The 14,836-nt window shown below is 67.1% G+C and carries 14 protein-coding genes; 10 read left to right on the top strand and 4 right to left on the bottom strand.

The window, feature by feature from the left end:
• Positions 1 to 81 precede the first annotated feature (81 nt).
• Both AC4JJG_RS12840 and AC4JJG_RS12835 read right to left on the bottom strand, forming a co-directional pair.
• Complete coding sequence (locus AC4JJG_RS12840) at positions 82 to 870, bottom strand: alpha/beta fold hydrolase (RefSeq protein ID WP_495401482.1); 789 nt, start codon at positions 868 to 870, stop codon at positions 82 to 84.
• A 7-nt stretch (positions 871 to 877) separates the two neighbouring features.
• A complete protein-coding gene (locus AC4JJG_RS12835) occupies positions 878 to 1,921 on the bottom strand; it encodes an NAD(P)-dependent alcohol dehydrogenase (protein ID WP_495401483.1) in 1,044 nt (347 codons plus the stop codon).
• Positions 1,922 to 2,024: 103 nt separating this feature from the next.
• Here AC4JJG_RS12835 and AC4JJG_RS12830 point away from each other — a divergent pair, with 103 nt between their 5' ends.
• The 5 genes from AC4JJG_RS12830 (at position 2,025) to AC4JJG_RS12810 (ending at position 7,385) form a co-directional block, all read left to right on the top strand.
• Positions 2,025 to 3,296 carry an MFS transporter gene (locus AC4JJG_RS12830; protein ID WP_495401484.1) on the top strand — a complete coding sequence of 424 codons (1,272 nt, stop codon included), beginning with the start codon at positions 2,025 to 2,027 and terminating at the stop codon, positions 3,294 to 3,296.
• A 14-nt stretch (positions 3,297 to 3,310) separates the two neighbouring features.
• Entirely contained in the window at positions 3,311 to 3,712 is a 402-nt protein-coding gene (locus tag AC4JJG_RS12825; RefSeq protein WP_495401485.1) for an ArsR/SmtB family transcription factor, read from the top strand.
• A gap of 122 nt (positions 3,713 to 3,834) precedes the next feature.
• Complete coding sequence (locus tag AC4JJG_RS12820; protein WP_495405774.1) at positions 3,835 to 5,169, top strand: ABC1 kinase family protein; 1,335 nt, start codon at positions 3,835 to 3,837, stop codon at positions 5,167 to 5,169.
• Between the two features lie 69 nt (positions 5,170 to 5,238).
• Positions 5,239 to 6,636: a cell envelope lipid trafficking protein PgfA gene (gene pgfA, locus AC4JJG_RS12815; protein ID WP_495401487.1), complete on the top strand. Its 1,398-nt coding sequence runs from the start codon at positions 5,239 to 5,241 to the stop codon at positions 6,634 to 6,636.
• Between the two features lie 260 nt (positions 6,637 to 6,896).
• Complete coding sequence (locus AC4JJG_RS12810; protein WP_495401488.1) at positions 6,897 to 7,385, top strand: FBP domain-containing protein; 489 nt, start codon at positions 6,897 to 6,899, stop codon at positions 7,383 to 7,385.
• A 22-nt stretch (positions 7,386 to 7,407) separates the two neighbouring features.
• Here the strand turns inward: AC4JJG_RS12810 and AC4JJG_RS12805 are convergent, their stop codons facing one another.
• Positions 7,408 to 8,619 (bottom strand): glucose-1-phosphate adenylyltransferase family protein, encoded by a 1,212-nt coding sequence (locus AC4JJG_RS12805; RefSeq protein WP_495401489.1) that lies wholly within the window; start codon positions 8,617 to 8,619, stop codon positions 7,408 to 7,410.
• 239 nt (positions 8,620 to 8,858) lie between these two features.
• Between AC4JJG_RS12805 and AC4JJG_RS12800 the strand changes: the two genes are divergently transcribed.
• From AC4JJG_RS12800 to AC4JJG_RS12790, 3 genes are all read left to right on the top strand, one after another.
• Positions 8,859 to 10,001, top strand: a complete 1,143-nt coding sequence (locus AC4JJG_RS12800; protein WP_495401490.1) for a metallophosphoesterase — start codon at positions 8,859 to 8,861, stop codon at positions 9,999 to 10,001.
• A gap of 50 nt (positions 10,002 to 10,051) precedes the next feature.
• The gene (locus AC4JJG_RS12795) at positions 10,052 to 10,489 is read left to right on the top strand and encodes a protein-tyrosine phosphatase family protein (RefSeq protein WP_495401491.1); all 438 of its coding nucleotides are present in this window, start codon (positions 10,052 to 10,054) and stop codon (positions 10,487 to 10,489) included.
• Positions 10,490 to 10,619: 130 nt separating this feature from the next.
• A complete protein-coding gene (locus tag AC4JJG_RS12790; protein ID WP_495401492.1) occupies positions 10,620 to 12,128 on the top strand; it encodes an HNH endonuclease signature motif containing protein in 1,509 nt (502 codons plus the stop codon).
• Between the two features lie 84 nt (positions 12,129 to 12,212).
• Here AC4JJG_RS12790 and AC4JJG_RS12785 read toward each other — a convergent pair whose 3' ends face one another.
• Positions 12,213 to 13,169 (bottom strand): alpha/beta hydrolase, encoded by a 957-nt coding sequence (locus tag AC4JJG_RS12785; RefSeq protein WP_495401493.1) that lies wholly within the window; start codon positions 13,167 to 13,169, stop codon positions 12,213 to 12,215.
• A 359-nt stretch (positions 13,170 to 13,528) separates the two neighbouring features.
• Here AC4JJG_RS12785 and AC4JJG_RS12780 point away from each other — a divergent pair, with 359 nt between their 5' ends.
• Both AC4JJG_RS12780 and AC4JJG_RS12775 read left to right on the top strand, forming a co-directional pair.
• Entirely contained in the window at positions 13,529 to 13,654 is a 126-nt protein-coding gene (locus AC4JJG_RS12780; RefSeq protein ID WP_495401494.1) for a hypothetical protein, read from the top strand.
• Positions 13,651 to 14,808: an AAA family ATPase gene (locus tag AC4JJG_RS12775; protein WP_495401495.1), complete on the top strand. Its 1,158-nt coding sequence runs from the start codon at positions 13,651 to 13,653 to the stop codon at positions 14,806 to 14,808. The genes AC4JJG_RS12780 and AC4JJG_RS12775 overlap by 4 nt, the downstream gene beginning before the upstream one ends.
• The last annotated feature ends 28 nt before the right edge of the window (positions 14,809 to 14,836 follow it).

Genomic DNA, 14,836 nt, shown 5'->3' with positions numbered 1-14,836 from the left:
CCCTAGGGGGGTATAGGTCAAGGCCCGATCGGCGGCGCGAATGTTCCCATTCGCACGCACTATTGGTGATCGGAGCGACGTTCAGGCGAGGAAGTCGGCGACCATCCGCGGCCACGCGTGGAGTTCCCCCGGGGTCGCGGCCACCGAGAGCCGGGCGTCGGGCAGCGCGGCCGCCAGGTGCTCGCCGCTGCTCACCGGATGTGTGCCGTCGCCGGTCCAGCTCAGCAGCAGTGTCGGGATGGTGAGAGCGGATAATTGTTCGGCCGGAGGCAGATCCGACACGGCCGAGCCACGCAGAACCGAGGCATAGGTGGTGGCGCGCACGGCAATCGGGGTGATGAACCTCCGCGCCTCCGCCAGCGCGGGCGAGGCCGGCACGTCCACGCTCAGACGTTCCAGCGCGGCCAACCCCTCGCGCTCCACCAACTCGGCGGACGAGATCCGGATCGGCGTCTGCGCGCGACGCGTCTCCCAGATCGTCGGCGCGGTGGTCAGGACGAGCTTGGAGAACCGATCCGGTTGTGCGAGAGCGGCATACAGGATCGTCGCGGTACCCATCGACGAACCGATGGCGGCCACGGTTTCATCGGGTGCGACGACGTCGAGTAGCGCGAGCAGATCCTTCCCCAACTCCGGCCACGTGTACTCCTCGGGGGTTCGCCCACCGGTCGAATGCCCGTGCCCCCGTGCGTCATAGCGCACCAGACGGTGGCCGGAACTGATGGCGCGCCAGTCGAACTGACCCGCAGACTCCTGGCCGTAGGCGCTCGAGCTCATGCCGTGCGCCCAGATCACCGTCGAACCGCGACCGGTCTGATTCCACGCCAGCCGGGCGCCACGGATGTCCGCGTAGCGGAATGCGGGGGTCACCTGACGTCTACAGCGTCGCCGTGTCGATGACGAAGCGATAGCGTACGTCGCTGCCGATGACCCGCTCGTAGGCCTCGTTGATCTGATCCGCGGCGATCACCTCGATCTCGGCGCCGATGCCATGTGCCGCACAGAAATCCAGCATCTCCTGCGTCTCCCGGATACCACCGATCTTGGAGCCCGCGAAGCTGCGCCGGTTCTGCACCAGCGAGAACGGCGGCACCTCGATGGGATGCTCCGGCAGGCCGAGTTCGACGAGCGTGCCGCCGATCGCGAGCATGCCCAGGTAATCGCTCATGTCGAGGTTGGCCGACACGGTATTGAGGATGAGATCGAATTCGTTGCGCAGCACCTCGAAGGTCTCCGGGTCGCTGGTCGCGAAGTAACGGTCGGCGCCCAGTCGCAGACCGTCCTCCATCTTCTTGAGCGATTGCGACAGCACCGTCACCTCGGCGCCCATCGCGTGGGCGATCTTCACCCCGACATGCCCCAGCCCGCCGAGACCGACCACCGCCACCTTCTTACCCGGCCCCGCATCCCAGTGCCGCAGTGGCGAATACAGCGTGATGCCCGCGCAGAGCAGGGGCGCCGCGACATCGAGGCCGATGCCGTCCGGAATCCGGCACACATAGTTCTCGTCGACCACGATCGCCGTGCTGTAGCCGCCGTAGGTCGGCTCGCCGTCGCGACCGACGGAGTTGTAGGTGCCCGTCATGCCGCGCTCGCAGTACTGCTCCTCCCCTTGCAGACACGCATCGCATTCGCGACAGGAGTCGACGAAGCAACCGACGCCGACGCGATCACCGACCGCATACCGCGTGACATCACTGCCGACGGCGCTGACGGTGCCGGCGATCTCGTGCCCCGGGACGACCGGATAGCGCGTCGCACCCCATTCACCGCGTGCGGTGTGGATGTCGGAATGACAGATCCCGGCGTAGGCGATGTCGATGAGCACGTCATGGGGTCCGGGATCGCGACGCTCGATGGTCGTCGGCGCAAGCGGCGTATCACTCGCGGCGGCACTGTAGGCATTCACGGTGGTCGGCACGCCTCCATTCTGCCGCGCACCGAACAGTCCTCGCATATCGGCCACCGACCGCACTTGGAATCTACATGTGCGCATATGCGCACTCATATATTACGCTGCTGCCGTGTCCTCGTTGATCCGGAACCCGACCTTCCGGCGGCTGTACACGGCGCAGGTGGTGGCGCTCACCGGCACCGGCCTGCTGACCGTGGCACTCGCCCTGCTCGCCTACGACCTGGCCGGCGACCACGCCGGTCAGGTTCTCGGTACCGCGCTGGCGATCAAGATGGTCGCGTACGTGGTGATGGCGCCGGTGATGCGTGCCACCGTCGCGCGATGCTCACCGGTCGCGGTGCTCGTCTCCGCGGACGCGGTGCGGATGCTGATGGCGCTCGCACTCCCCTGGGTCGACGACGTCTGGCTCGTGTACCTCCTGGTCTTCGCACTGCAGTCGGCATCGGCGACCTTCACACCGACGGTCACCGCGACGATCCCCGCGGTACTGCCGGATCAGGACGACTACACGCGCGCGCAGTCGGCCTACCGGATCGCCTATCAACTCGAGTCGGTGGCCAGTCCGATGATCGCGGCGGCCCTGCTCACGGTCATGGCGCCGTCGATGCTGTTCGTCGGCACCGCACTGGGGTTCGCGGTGTCCGCGATCCTCGTCCTGGCCTCCGGCCTGAGACGCGATCATCTGCCCTCGGTGCCGGACCTCGGTTTCCGCCGACGGGTGACGCAGGGCATGCGGATCATGGTGTCCCACCGGGTGTTCCAGGGGGTTCTGGTGGCCAACGGGGCAACCGCAGCTGCCACCGCGCTCGTCGTGGTGTCGTCGGTGACCTATGTACGCGGCACTCTCGGATTGGGCGACACCGCACTCGCCATCGCGTATGCGGCATTCGGCGCGGGCGCGATCCTGGCCGCTGTCGCCCTACCCGCCGTGCTCCGACGGCGCCGGAGCGAGGCCACGATCGTGACCGGTGCGGCCATCTGCACCGCCGGACTGGCGGCCACCGGTGTGGTGCTGATCGTCGGTGCGAATCTGACCGGTCTGCTACTGGTCTGGGTCGTCCTGGGCATCGGCACGGCGTGTATCGACACCGCCACCCCGCGCCTCCTCCGTGATCACGCCGAACCCACCCGGCGCGACGCGGTGTTCAGCGCCCAGTTCTCGCTGTCACACGCCGCGTTCCTGATCACCTATCCGCTGGCCGGCTGGGCGGCCGATCTCATCGGGACCGCGGCCACCCCACTGCTGCTCGCCGTCGTCGCGGGCTCCTGTGGTTACGCGGCACACCGGATCTGGCGTACGGCCTGGCCTACGATGGTGGACACGCGAACGTGGCAAGCCCCCCGGACAGCCGACGACCGGGAACGGGCCCACGAGAGGTAACGGGAGGACGCGCGATGAACCAGCGCCGCGCGTCCGAACCGGCAACCGAGTCGGTACTCCCGCATTCGGCACGGTCGCCGAAGCCCAGCCTCCACCATGCCGTCGAGGCCGACCCCGAGTTGTTCGCGGCGGCGACCTCGGTATTCGCGATGCTCGCCGACCCGACCCGGCTGCACCTGGTGTGGCGCCTGACCGGCGGCGAGGCCGATGTCACCAAACTCACCGAGTCGACCGGGGCCTCGCGCACCGCGGTCAGCCAGCATCTCGCCAAGCTGCGTCTCACCGGGCTCGTCGACACCCGACGCGAGGGTCGTCGCATGATCTACCGCCTGCGCGACGGGCACCTCATCCGGCTCGTCGAAGAAGCCCTCAATCACGCCGATCACCGGGTCACCGGCGAACCCGCACACGACTGATCGCCGGCCACAAGCGGCCCGAACGGGCCTTGATGCGGTCGCCCGCGTTGTTAAGCTGGCCACCGGTGACCACACAACAGCCTGCTGACCGGGGCGCCGCCGACACTGCCGCGCCCGACAATCTGCCCGAGGTCTCGCCGCTGGCCGAGATCGGACGCCTGGGCTCCGCGGCCACGCACGCCGCCGTCGGTGTCGGACGATTCCTGCTGCACACGGCAACCGACGCGCTGTCCGGCCGGCCGCCCGGCATGCGGCGCATCGCCCGGGAGGTGCGCACCACCTTCGAACACCTGGGCCCGGCGTACGTGAAGCTCGGTCAGCTCATCGCGTCGAGCCCCGGCGTATTCGGCGAGACGCTGTCCACCGAGTTCGAGTCGCTCCTCGACCGGGTACCTCCCGCCGACCCCGCCGTCGTGCGCACGCTGTTCGTCGAAGAATTCGGTGCGCCACCCGAAGAGATCTTCGCGAGCTTCGACACGACACCGATCGCGTCCGCATCGATCGCGCAGGTACACACCGCGACACTGCACACCGGCGAGGACGTGGTGGTCAAGATCCAGCGGCCGGGCATCGCCGACCGCCTCGCACCGGATGTAGCCCTTCTCGAGCGTGTGGCCGGGCTCCTCGAACTGTCCGAGCACGGACGGATGCTCAGCCCACGGCATGTGGTCGACGACTTCGCCGACGGACTGTCCGCCGAACTCGACTTCCGCACCGAGGCGGCCGCCATGCGTGAGTGGTACGCCTGCCTGCAGCCCGGCCCGTTCGGCAGCCGTGTACGCGTACCCACCGTGTACGACGAGTTCACCACCGCGCGCGTGCTGACGATGGAGCGCATCGACGCCATCCGGATCGACGACGTCGCGGCCGTCCGCGCCGCCGGACACGACGGCGTCGCACTGTGCCGCAACCTTCTGCTCTCCCTGCTCGAATCGGCCTTCCACGGCGGCCTCTTCCACGGTGACCTGCACGCCGGGAACGTCCTCGTCGACGAGGAGGGCACCCTGGTCCTCCTCGATTTCGGTATCGTCGGTCGCTTCACGAAGCGCACCAAGCGCATCCTGCGGCAGCTCGTCGTCGACCTCATCGTGCGCGGCGACTACGAGGCCGCGGGCCGCGCCATCTTCCTTCTCGGCGCCGTCCACAAGCCGTCGTCGACAACCCAGGGCGCAGCGGACATCAAGAAGGTGACGATGCCGTTGTCCACCACGGATCTCGGCTCGGTGTCCTACGCCGACCTCGGTAGGCAACTCGCCGCGGTGGCCAAGGCCCACGACGCGCGTCTGCCCCGTGAGCTGGTCCTCGTCGGGAAACAACTGCTGTACGTCGAGAAGTACACCAAGCTGCTGGCACCTCGATGGAAAGCCATGTCCGACAAAGAGATCTACTCCTACATGGCCGGCATCTACGCGGAGGCCGAACGCGACCGCAAGGCCGCGCGGCCACAATCCGGCTGACGACGTGCACGGCGGCAAGTACCGCGCCGCTACTGTTGTCCCTGTTACGTCCGAATTCAGGAGTGGAAAATGAGACGACTCTGGCCGGCGATCACGGCGTTCCTCGCCGCCGCCTGCATCACAGCCGCCATCGCCGTGCCGTTGTTCCTGGTGCCACAGCTACGCGTGGTTCCGCTCGACCTCGACATCACCTCGGTGGCGACCACGGTGCCGACCGAGGAGCAGGGCACCGGCGACCGCTTCCCGGCCAAGGTCTTCGACCGATGCTCGGTCAGTGAACCGCGCGCACGAGTCCTCGACGGTCACCTCACGCAGCAGCGCCGCTCGGTGATCGTCGACCCGTCGGATCGTCGCCAGGCCACCCTGCAGTCGGGACAGACCGTGCGGATCGATCGTCTCCGGGACGCCGACGGCAAAGAGACCGAGCCCACACTGCTGCCCGCCAACGACGAGCGCAAGTGCACCGACGGCCTGCTCACCGCGACCGTCGACCGCGTCTCGGTGAACCGCAAGACGTCGGTGCCCAACGGCACCGTGAGCTCGCTGCAGCTCGAGGCCGCGCCCGAGGGCGTCAACGTGAGCGATGTGTCGGTCCCCCTGCCCAACCGCAAGGGTTTCCAGTACAAGTTCGGCTTCGACGTGAAGAAGCGCTCCTACCTGTACTTCGACGCCAACACTCGTCAGGACGTGCCGGCCAAGTTCGTCGACGAGAAGAAGATCGACGGGGTGACCGTCTACCACTTCGTCAGCGACGTCCCCGAAGTCGACCTGTCGGGCCTGCCGAACGCGCAGAACGAGGCCGCACTCGGCACCATGCTGACCATGCCCGCGAAGTGGTGGGGTATCAGCGGTCGCGGCGTGAAGCCGAATGACAAGGTCACCATGCACCGCTACGCGTCGGCCGTCCGCCACGTGTACGTCGAACCGAAGACCGGCACCATCGTCTCCGGCATGGAAGATCAGCACCAGTACTTCAAGTCGCCGGACCAGAGCCAGGACTCGCCTGCCCCGGTGCGCGACTTCCGCATGGATGCCATGAAGGCCCGCTTCCAGTGGTCCGACGAGACCGTCAAGAACCAGGCATCCAAGGCCGAGCACTACATGGGATTGCTGCGCCTGGGCAACTTCTGGCTGCCGCTGATCCTCGGGATCGTCGGAGTGCTGTTCGCACTGCTGACAGCTCTGCTGTTGTGGCTCGGACGGCGCCGCCGCGACGATGACACCGGCCGGGTTCGTGACCGGGAGGACCGTGACCGGGAGGACATCGACGCGCCGACCACGCGCCGCACCACCGCGGACGATTCGCCGTGGCAGGAGCCGGGCGCCGCGACGGCCGCCGGACGCACCGACTCACCCACCCAGAGGCTCGGGGACGGACCGTCGGGGCGCTCCGCCGATCCGTGGGATCGTCCGACCGAGCAGATCCCGATCGTCGATCCGAACAAGGGCAACAAACCGCCCGAGTAGACCGGCACACGCTCCACGACGCAGGCCCCACCGCTCCGGTGGGGCCTGCGTCGTTGTGTGTCAAAGCCGTTTGACTGCCGAACCACACGCGTTGCACCATGCAGTCATGTCGAAGTTTCGGACGGCCCGCGGGCGTGAGGAGGTTGTCGGCGTGATCGCCGGCATCGCTTGATCACCCCGCCCCGCCGGTGCGTGTGCCTCAGTGAGGTCCGCACCGGATGCGCCGTACCCACATTCTTCGACCGAAAGTGTCTTCACCCATGCATGCCCTCACGGATTCCGACATCCGCTCATCGTTCGTCAACGCATCCGTCCGCGAACGCAAAGCTCTCACTCTGCCAACGAATTTCGACGATCTCGACTGGGACCGGCTCGACTTCCTCGGCTGGCGCGACCCGAAGCTACCGCAGGTCGCCTATCTCGTGATCCCCGTCGACGACCGCAACGTCGGCATCATGCTGCGCCTCGGCGGCAAGAAGCCACGCAACCGGCAGCTGTGCTCCTTCTGCGAGGACGTGCAATTGCCCCACGAGGTGGTCTTCTACAGCGCGCGCCGGGCGGGCTCGGCCGGCCGCAACGGCAACACGATCGGCACTTTGCTGTGCGGCGAATTCCAGTGCAACGCCAACGTGCGTGCCATGCCGTCGAAGATCATGGCGGGCGGACACCCGGAGGAGGTCCGTGCACAACGCATGGAGAACCTCCGCACGCGGGTCACCGCCTTCGCACGCCGGTTCGCGGCGGCCTGACCGGACCGCCCGGCAGCGAAGGTCAGACTCGTGAGCCCGGGGAGACGCGGGCGCCGATCGGCACCCGCGCTCCCTTGGTGATCAGCGCGTCCATTCCCACCAGGGTGATGCGATCGGTCGGCACCGGGCGCTGTCGCGGACGGCCACCGACGCGTGCGCCCGGACCGATACGCACCCGCTCGTCGACGATCGACCACGACACCTCCGCCCCACGCCGGACGACGGTGTCGGCGAAGATGACCGAATCGGTCACGGTGGCACCGGGTTCGACGATCACACCCGGCCCCAGCACGCTTCGCCGTACCGTCCCGGAGACGCGGGCGCCGCTGCTGACGAGCGAATCGGCGACGGTGGCACCCTCGTCGATCCGGGCGGCGCCGCGCTGCGGTTGCCGCGTCAGCACCGGCCGTTCCGGCCGGAAGAAGTCGACGTGGCCTTCGATGAGGTCGCGGTGCGCCTGCAGATAGGTTTCAGGCCGTCCGGCATCGATCCAGTACCCCGGCAGTGCGTGCGCATAGGTTTTGCCGCGCTTGACGAACCACGGCAGCAGATGGTCGCCGAAGTCGCCGAGGCCGGTGTCGGAGTCGTCGTCGGAGTCGTCGACGGTCGCGTCGTAGAGGTCCTCGAGCGCCTCCACCAGAACCTTCGGGTCGTAGACGAAGATCTCGGCGGCGACGACCTTGGTGGTCGCGCGGTCGGGTTTGTAGGCGAAATCCGTCACGCGACCGTCCCGGCGAGCCGTCACCGTCGCATGTGCGGTGGCCTCGGTCAGCGAACTGGTGGTCGTCACGATGGTGCACTCGGCGTTGTTCTCCCGGTGTGTGGCGAGTGCGTCCTCGAGGTCGAACTCGTACACATGGTCGGCGCTCATCACGATGACGGCCTCGGGATCGCGGTCGGCGATCCGATGCCGGATCCGGTACAGCAGGTCGGCGTTGCCGGTGGCGAATCCGTCCTCGGTGGCATCGCTCTCGGACTCCTCCGGCAGCACCATCCGCAGGCCGCCGGTCGTCCGGTCGAGATCCCACGGCCGCCCGCCCGCCACCTGCTGCAGCAGCGAATCCGCCTCGAACTGGACGGCGAGCCACACCTCGTCGATGCCGCTGTGGTGCAGATTCGACAACGGAAAGTCGATCAGCTGGTAATTGCCCGCGAACGGCAGTGCCGGTTTCGCACGGCGGTCGGTGAGCACCTCCATACGCGAACCACGTCCACCCGCCTGCACGATTGCCACGACATCACTTCTCGCCATCGGTTCCTCTCCGATATTCGTCCCGACCCGTGTCTCCGGACCCCACCGTGTCCGAGTTGTCCCCTTCGGCCACCCTAGATCGGGAATCGCCTCGCGTGGTGTGTTCACGTCCGTCAACGGGCCGGTACCTACCGGAGCCTGCGTATCCGGACGCTCGTGATTGACTCGTCGGTGCGTGCGGGGGCGGCAAGCGACGACGACGGATCGGGAGGTGGCCCCAGGTGGCGATCGTGTTCGTGGCGGTGATCTGTGCCCTGCTGGCCTTCTGGTTCCACCGCCGGGTCGTCCGGGCGACCGGGATGCCCAGGCCGTGGTCGATCATCGTGGACGTCGCGCTCGTCATCCTGGGTGTGACGACGGTGATCGGCATGTCGACGGGTGATGACCTCGATCCCCGGTGGGCCCGCCCCATCGCCTTCGTGGGCCTCACCTGGCTGAGCGCATTCCTGTACTTCGGCCTCGGGCTGCTGCTCCTCGGACTGATATCGATGATCGTGCGTCTGGTGCTGCGATTCCGCGCCGGTGATCACGCGGATCCCCGACGGCACTGGGCCTTTCGTGGTGCAACCGCCGTCGTGGTCGTCGCGTCGGTGGCGACCGTCGCCTACGGGGTCGTCGAGGCATCGGGGCCGAGAGTCACCTTTGTCCCGGTCGCACTGGACCGCCTGCCGCGTGAATTCAACGGCGTACGAGTCGCACTCGTCTCCGACCTCCACATCGGTCCCGCGCGCGGCGCCGGCTTCACGCGGAAGGTCGTCGACCTGGTCAATGCCCAGCACCCCGATCTGATCGTCCTCGCCGGGGACCTCACGGACGGCACCGTCGATCTCGTCGCCGACGATCTCGCACCGATCGCCGATCTCACCGCACCCCTGGGAGTGTTCGGGACGAGCGGCAACCACGAGTTCTACGCCGACGACGGCGGACACTGGCTTGACACCTGGGACCGACTGGGCGTCAAGACATTACGAAACGAACGAGTCGAACTCACCCGCGGTGGAGCGGTGATCGATCTGGCCGGTATCCACGACTTCAGCGCGCCCGCACCGTACGAGCCCGACCTCGGCGCCGCCCTGCGGGGACGCGATACCGACCGCTTTGTGTTGCTCTCCGCACACGAACCGCGACAGGCCGAGGAGGCGTCGCGGATGGGCGTCGACCTGCAACTGTCCGGCCACACCCACGGCGGACAGATGTGGCCGATCCGCTATCTCGTTCCCCTGCAACAACCTTCGGTGGACGGACTCGACCGCATCGGCGGCACGCGGCTCTACACCACTCGTGGTGCGGGCTCCTGGGGGCCGCCGGTGCGCGTCGGCGCCCCTCCGGAGATCACGATTCTCGAACTGCGCCGGCAGCCCTGACAGTCGGCTGACTATGAACGACGTGACGTGAGGCCTACGAGAGGGAAGTCATGGCGCAATGGGATCCGGACACGGAGGGAGTAGTCGAGTTTCCCGACGGTACGCGTGTGCGTGGACGCGGGATGGCCCGCGGTGGCCCTGCGACGAGCGAGCTTCCTGATTTCGGGGTGTATCTGTTGACCAAGCCGCCGAACGTCCCCTGGGATCATCGGTGGGTTCGGTGGCCCGATTTCTGGTTGCCGCGGTCCTCCGATGAGGCGGTGACTGCGCTTCAGCAGGCCTTTTCACGCGCGGCACACGACCGAGTCGAGGTGGCGTGTGCCGGCGGCACAGGGCGCACCGGCACAGCGTTGGCGTTGATGGCGGCCATGGCGGGCGTACCCGCCGGCGATGCCGTTGGATGGGCCCGAGAGCACTATCGAACGGGTGCGGTCGAGACGCCGTGGCAGCGTCGGTGGGTGTCGCGCTACGCGGCTTCTGGCACGTAGACCTCGCCGAAAAGCGGGCCCACCCGAGCTGCTGCAACCACCGTGGAGAAGCAACAGCTCCCTTGACAATCGAACATGTGTTCGATATTGTGGTGGTAGTCGCAGGTCATGGCATCGGGGGGTGAACCATATGACCGCATCGGTCGAACTATCGTCATCGCTGACGGACATGTACGCGCAGCTGGAATCGTTGGTCGATGGCATCGTTGCCGCGTCGTCGCAGTCGTGTTCGGAAGCCGAGCTTGTCGAGTTGGCCGAAACGCATGAACGGTTGTATCGGCGGATGGCCTTCGCGGGGCATCGGCGGGTGATGGATGTGGCCGATCGTGACGCCCACCGATCAGCAGGCTGTCGTTCGATGCAGGACTTCATGTTTACGCGCCTACGCATCACCGATGTCCGCCGTCGCATGGATGCGATGAGCGCACTGATGCCCACCTACACCTTGCAGGGCGAGGTGAAAGAGCCCGAATGCCCCGACACCGCAGCCGCATTGGCCGAAGGCGCCATCAACCCCGATCACGTCGGCGCGGTGCTGGACGTGATGAAGAAGCTACCGGCGGCGGTGTCGGTCGAGGACCGGCAAGCTGCCGAGGCGACACTTGCTGAATATGCACGAGAGTTGACGCCCAAGAGCATTCGGCAGGTCGGTGCACGGATTCTCGCGCACTTGGATCCCGACGGATCGTTGACCGACGACCGTGATCGGAAACGTCGGCGCCGGTTGTCGGTGCTCGACCCGGACTCGCAGCAGATGTCGAAAATCTATGGCTATCTGGACCCTGAAACCCGAGCGATGCTCGATGTGGTGATGGCCGCGTGGGCCGCGCCGGGCATGAACAATCCCGACGACGAGCAGTCGCCGGTGGGGCATGTCGACGAGGCTGATCCGGAGCAGGTGAAGGAAGCGGCACAACGGGATTCACGCAGCGAGGCCGAACGCCAGCACGACGCGTTCAAAGCCCTACTGCGCTGCGCGTTGGATGGTGGTGTCCTCGGCAAGAGCCATCGGGGACTACCACCACATCTGATCATCAAGATCACCGAATCCGAACTGCGGGAGCGGGCGGGTCTGGGCCACACCACCACCGGCGCCGATCTGCCCATCGGTGATGTGATCAAGCTGGCGGCCGACGCCCAGATGTATCTCGCGGTGTTCGCCGACCACACCAACGAGCCGTTGTATCTCGGTCGAGCCAAACGTCTCGCGAATCAGGCCCAGAGGTTCATGAGTTTCGTGCAGTACGGCGGCTGTTCGGTACCGGGTTGTCCGCGACCGTTCTCGCACACCGAAATGCATCACGCCGAACAGGATTGGACCGACGGCGGACGCACCGACGCCAACGCGATGGCGCCGGCCTGCCCGCCGCACAACCGACTCGTGGGCCCGAAGACCGGACAGTTATCGACGATCAAGATCCGCACCGGGCCCGACCGAGGACGCTACGGCTGGAGATGCAACACCAGCACGGGAGTCCCGCCCGACAGGCCGCGAACCAACCACATCCACCTCGTCGACGAACTCGTCGAACGGCGAAAACCACCACCCGACCCACCGACCGTCATCGGCCTGGACGAGCAACGGCGACAACGCATCCTCGCCGCCGGCTGGGACATCCAGCGCCTCGTGTGCGAATGACGCGGCCGACCATCGACACACAGAAAAGCACCGCGGCCGGTGACCCTGTCAGGTCACCGGCCGCGGTGGTTGTTCAGAGGGCGATCAGAAGAACGCCGGGCGGAAGGTCGTGGCCCACGACTGCTTGAAGTCGCCGGACCAGTAGTCCCACCAGTGCACGCCGTCGGGCTTGACGTTGGTCGTCAGCTTGATGCCCGGAACCAGCGCGGCGCGGCCGATGTACAGCTGGCTCGACACCGAAGCGGCGACCTCGAGCGGCACCATCTGGGCGAACTTGGTCGGGTTGAAGTTACCGCTGCTCGGGTTCACCGAGGAGTCGTACTTGCTGCCCAGGCCGGTGCCCGAGGACACGTACACGTGCTTGCCCGCGAGGTTGCCCGCGCTCAGGAACGGGTCATTCTGGAACCACTGACCGGCCGGGTAGAAGCCCCACATGTTGGTCGGGTTGCCGCCCATCTCGGCGACCGAGGCCTGGATGCCCTGGGTGAATCCCGGCATCGTGACGGTCGGGTAACCGCTGTACGAGGCGACGGCCTTGTAGAAGCCGGGGTGGCGCGACGCGAGGTTCAGCGCCGAGGTGCCCGACATCGACAGACCGGCGATGCCGTTGCGACGGTTGTCGCTGTTGTGCTTGCGCTTCATGTACGCCGGCAGCTCGCGGGTCAGGAAGGTCTCCCACTTGTTGACGCCGAGCTTCGGGTCGCGCTGCTCCCAGTCGGTGTAGAAGCTGCCGCCGCCACCGAACGGAATCGCCACGTTGGTGCCCTTGCCGACCATGAAGCGGTCGACGTCGGTGTTCTGCAGCCAGCCGCTGGTGTTGTTCGGTGCGCGCAGACCGTCGAGCAGGTACAGCGTCGGCTTGGGGCCGCCACCGCCCGCGGAGACGATACGAACCGGGATGTTGCGGTGCATGGAAGCGGAGTACACGTACTCCGTGTTTCCGGCCGCCTGCGCGGTGGGCTGGGCGACCATGGTCATCGATGACGCGGCCACGAGGGCAGCAACACCGGCGACGAGGCGCTTACGGGCGCGTGTCAGCATTCACTTAATCCTTATCGATGTCGACCATGAGTGCAGGTCGATGGGCACTGTCACGGGATTCTATGGCGCTTGGGCCCGGGCGATCCCCGTCGTGAGGCAGTGTAACGGCTCTATAACATCCCGGCAAAGGCAACGCAGACGCCCCTGACCGGCGGAAATAGGCTCCTATATTCCGGCGCGTCGCGCTTACCTGCATAAACGATGCGCCAGGCGAAGTAGTGGGATTCGATAATTCACACAGCTGTGGCATGCCGCTATCACCACGTTATGGAATTGCGTAGGCGATGGTGATCCTGATCACGGATGGGTCCCGGTGCGGCCGCGGCAACCGGCAATTCGGGCGGTCGTACACTCGCTGCGTGCTGTCCCAGGCCGGCCGCGCACCCGGCGACGACCCTCGGGTCGTCCCCGTGGCCGCCACGCTCTACGTCCTGTTCACCGGGTTCGGCGCCGACCGAACCCCCGCACCGATCGCGACGACGTGACCACCTCAACCGACTCATCCGACACGCAATCACCCGCATCCGACGGCACCCGCACCTTCCGTCACGGTCTGGTGGTCGGCAGGTTCTATCCGCCGCATCACGGCCACGATCATCTGATCCGCACCGCGGTCCGGTCCTGCGATCGGGTGACGGTCGAGGTCATCGGTTCGACGGCGGAGTCCATCGACGTGACCTCACGGGCGGAGTGGCTGCACGAGACGCACCCGACGGTCCGGATCGCGGCCGCCGTGGACGAGAATCCCATCGCCCCCGATTCGCCGGAGGCGTGGGACGTCCGGACGCGGATCGTCGAGACGCTGCTGGACGAGCCCGTCGATGCCGTGTTCTCCGGCGACGGCCACGACGCCGAACTGGCACGACGCCTCGACGCGGAATGGGTGCACGTCGATCCGGACCGCGTCGCCAACCCGATCACCGGCACAGCGGTCCGCGACGACCTTGTCGGCTGGTGGTCACACCTCTCGCCGCCCGTCCGGTCCGGCCTGATCCAGCGCGTCGTCGTCCTCGGTGCGGAATCGACGGGCACCACCACGCTCACCGAAGAACTCGCCGAGTTGTACGCGACCAACTGGGTGCCCGACTACGGCCGGGACTACGGCGAGATTCGCGAGGAGAACCCGCTGGGCATCTGGCGCTCCGAGGAGTTCGACGTCATCGTCGAACGGCAGCTCGGCCTGGAGGAGGTGGCCGCCCGCCGCTCCCCCACCCCGGTTCTGTTCTGTGACACCGACGTCCTGTCCACGGGGGTCTGGCACGAGCGCCGGATGGGCTGGTCGTCGCCGACGATCACCGCGGCCGTCGAAGCGCATCAGCCGATGCTCTACATCCTGACCGGTGACGACATCCCGTGGGAGGACGACGGCGTCCGCGACGACGAAGACGTCCGCCCGGGTATGCAGCAGCGGTTCCGCGATGTGCTGGCCGCCCAACCGACCCCGTGGATCGAGGTGCGCGGCACCGTGGAGGAACGGCTCGACGCGGCGCAGCGGGCCGTCGACACCATGCTCGAGCGGGCGTTCCGGTTCCGGTCGTCGCGGCCGGACCACCCGGCGACCACGAGCGCTCACCCCGCGGTCGCCGCGGATCGCAACGGGAACGCCGGCGACACCGACGATGCCGTCGATCAGGACTGATCCGTTCCTTCTGCCACCGGACCCGGCG

This window comes from Gordonia sp. B8661-1, assembly GCF_059427765.1.
The sequence above is the reverse complement of the archived record's forward strand: the minus strand, read 5'-3'. Positions and strand labels throughout refer to the sequence as shown.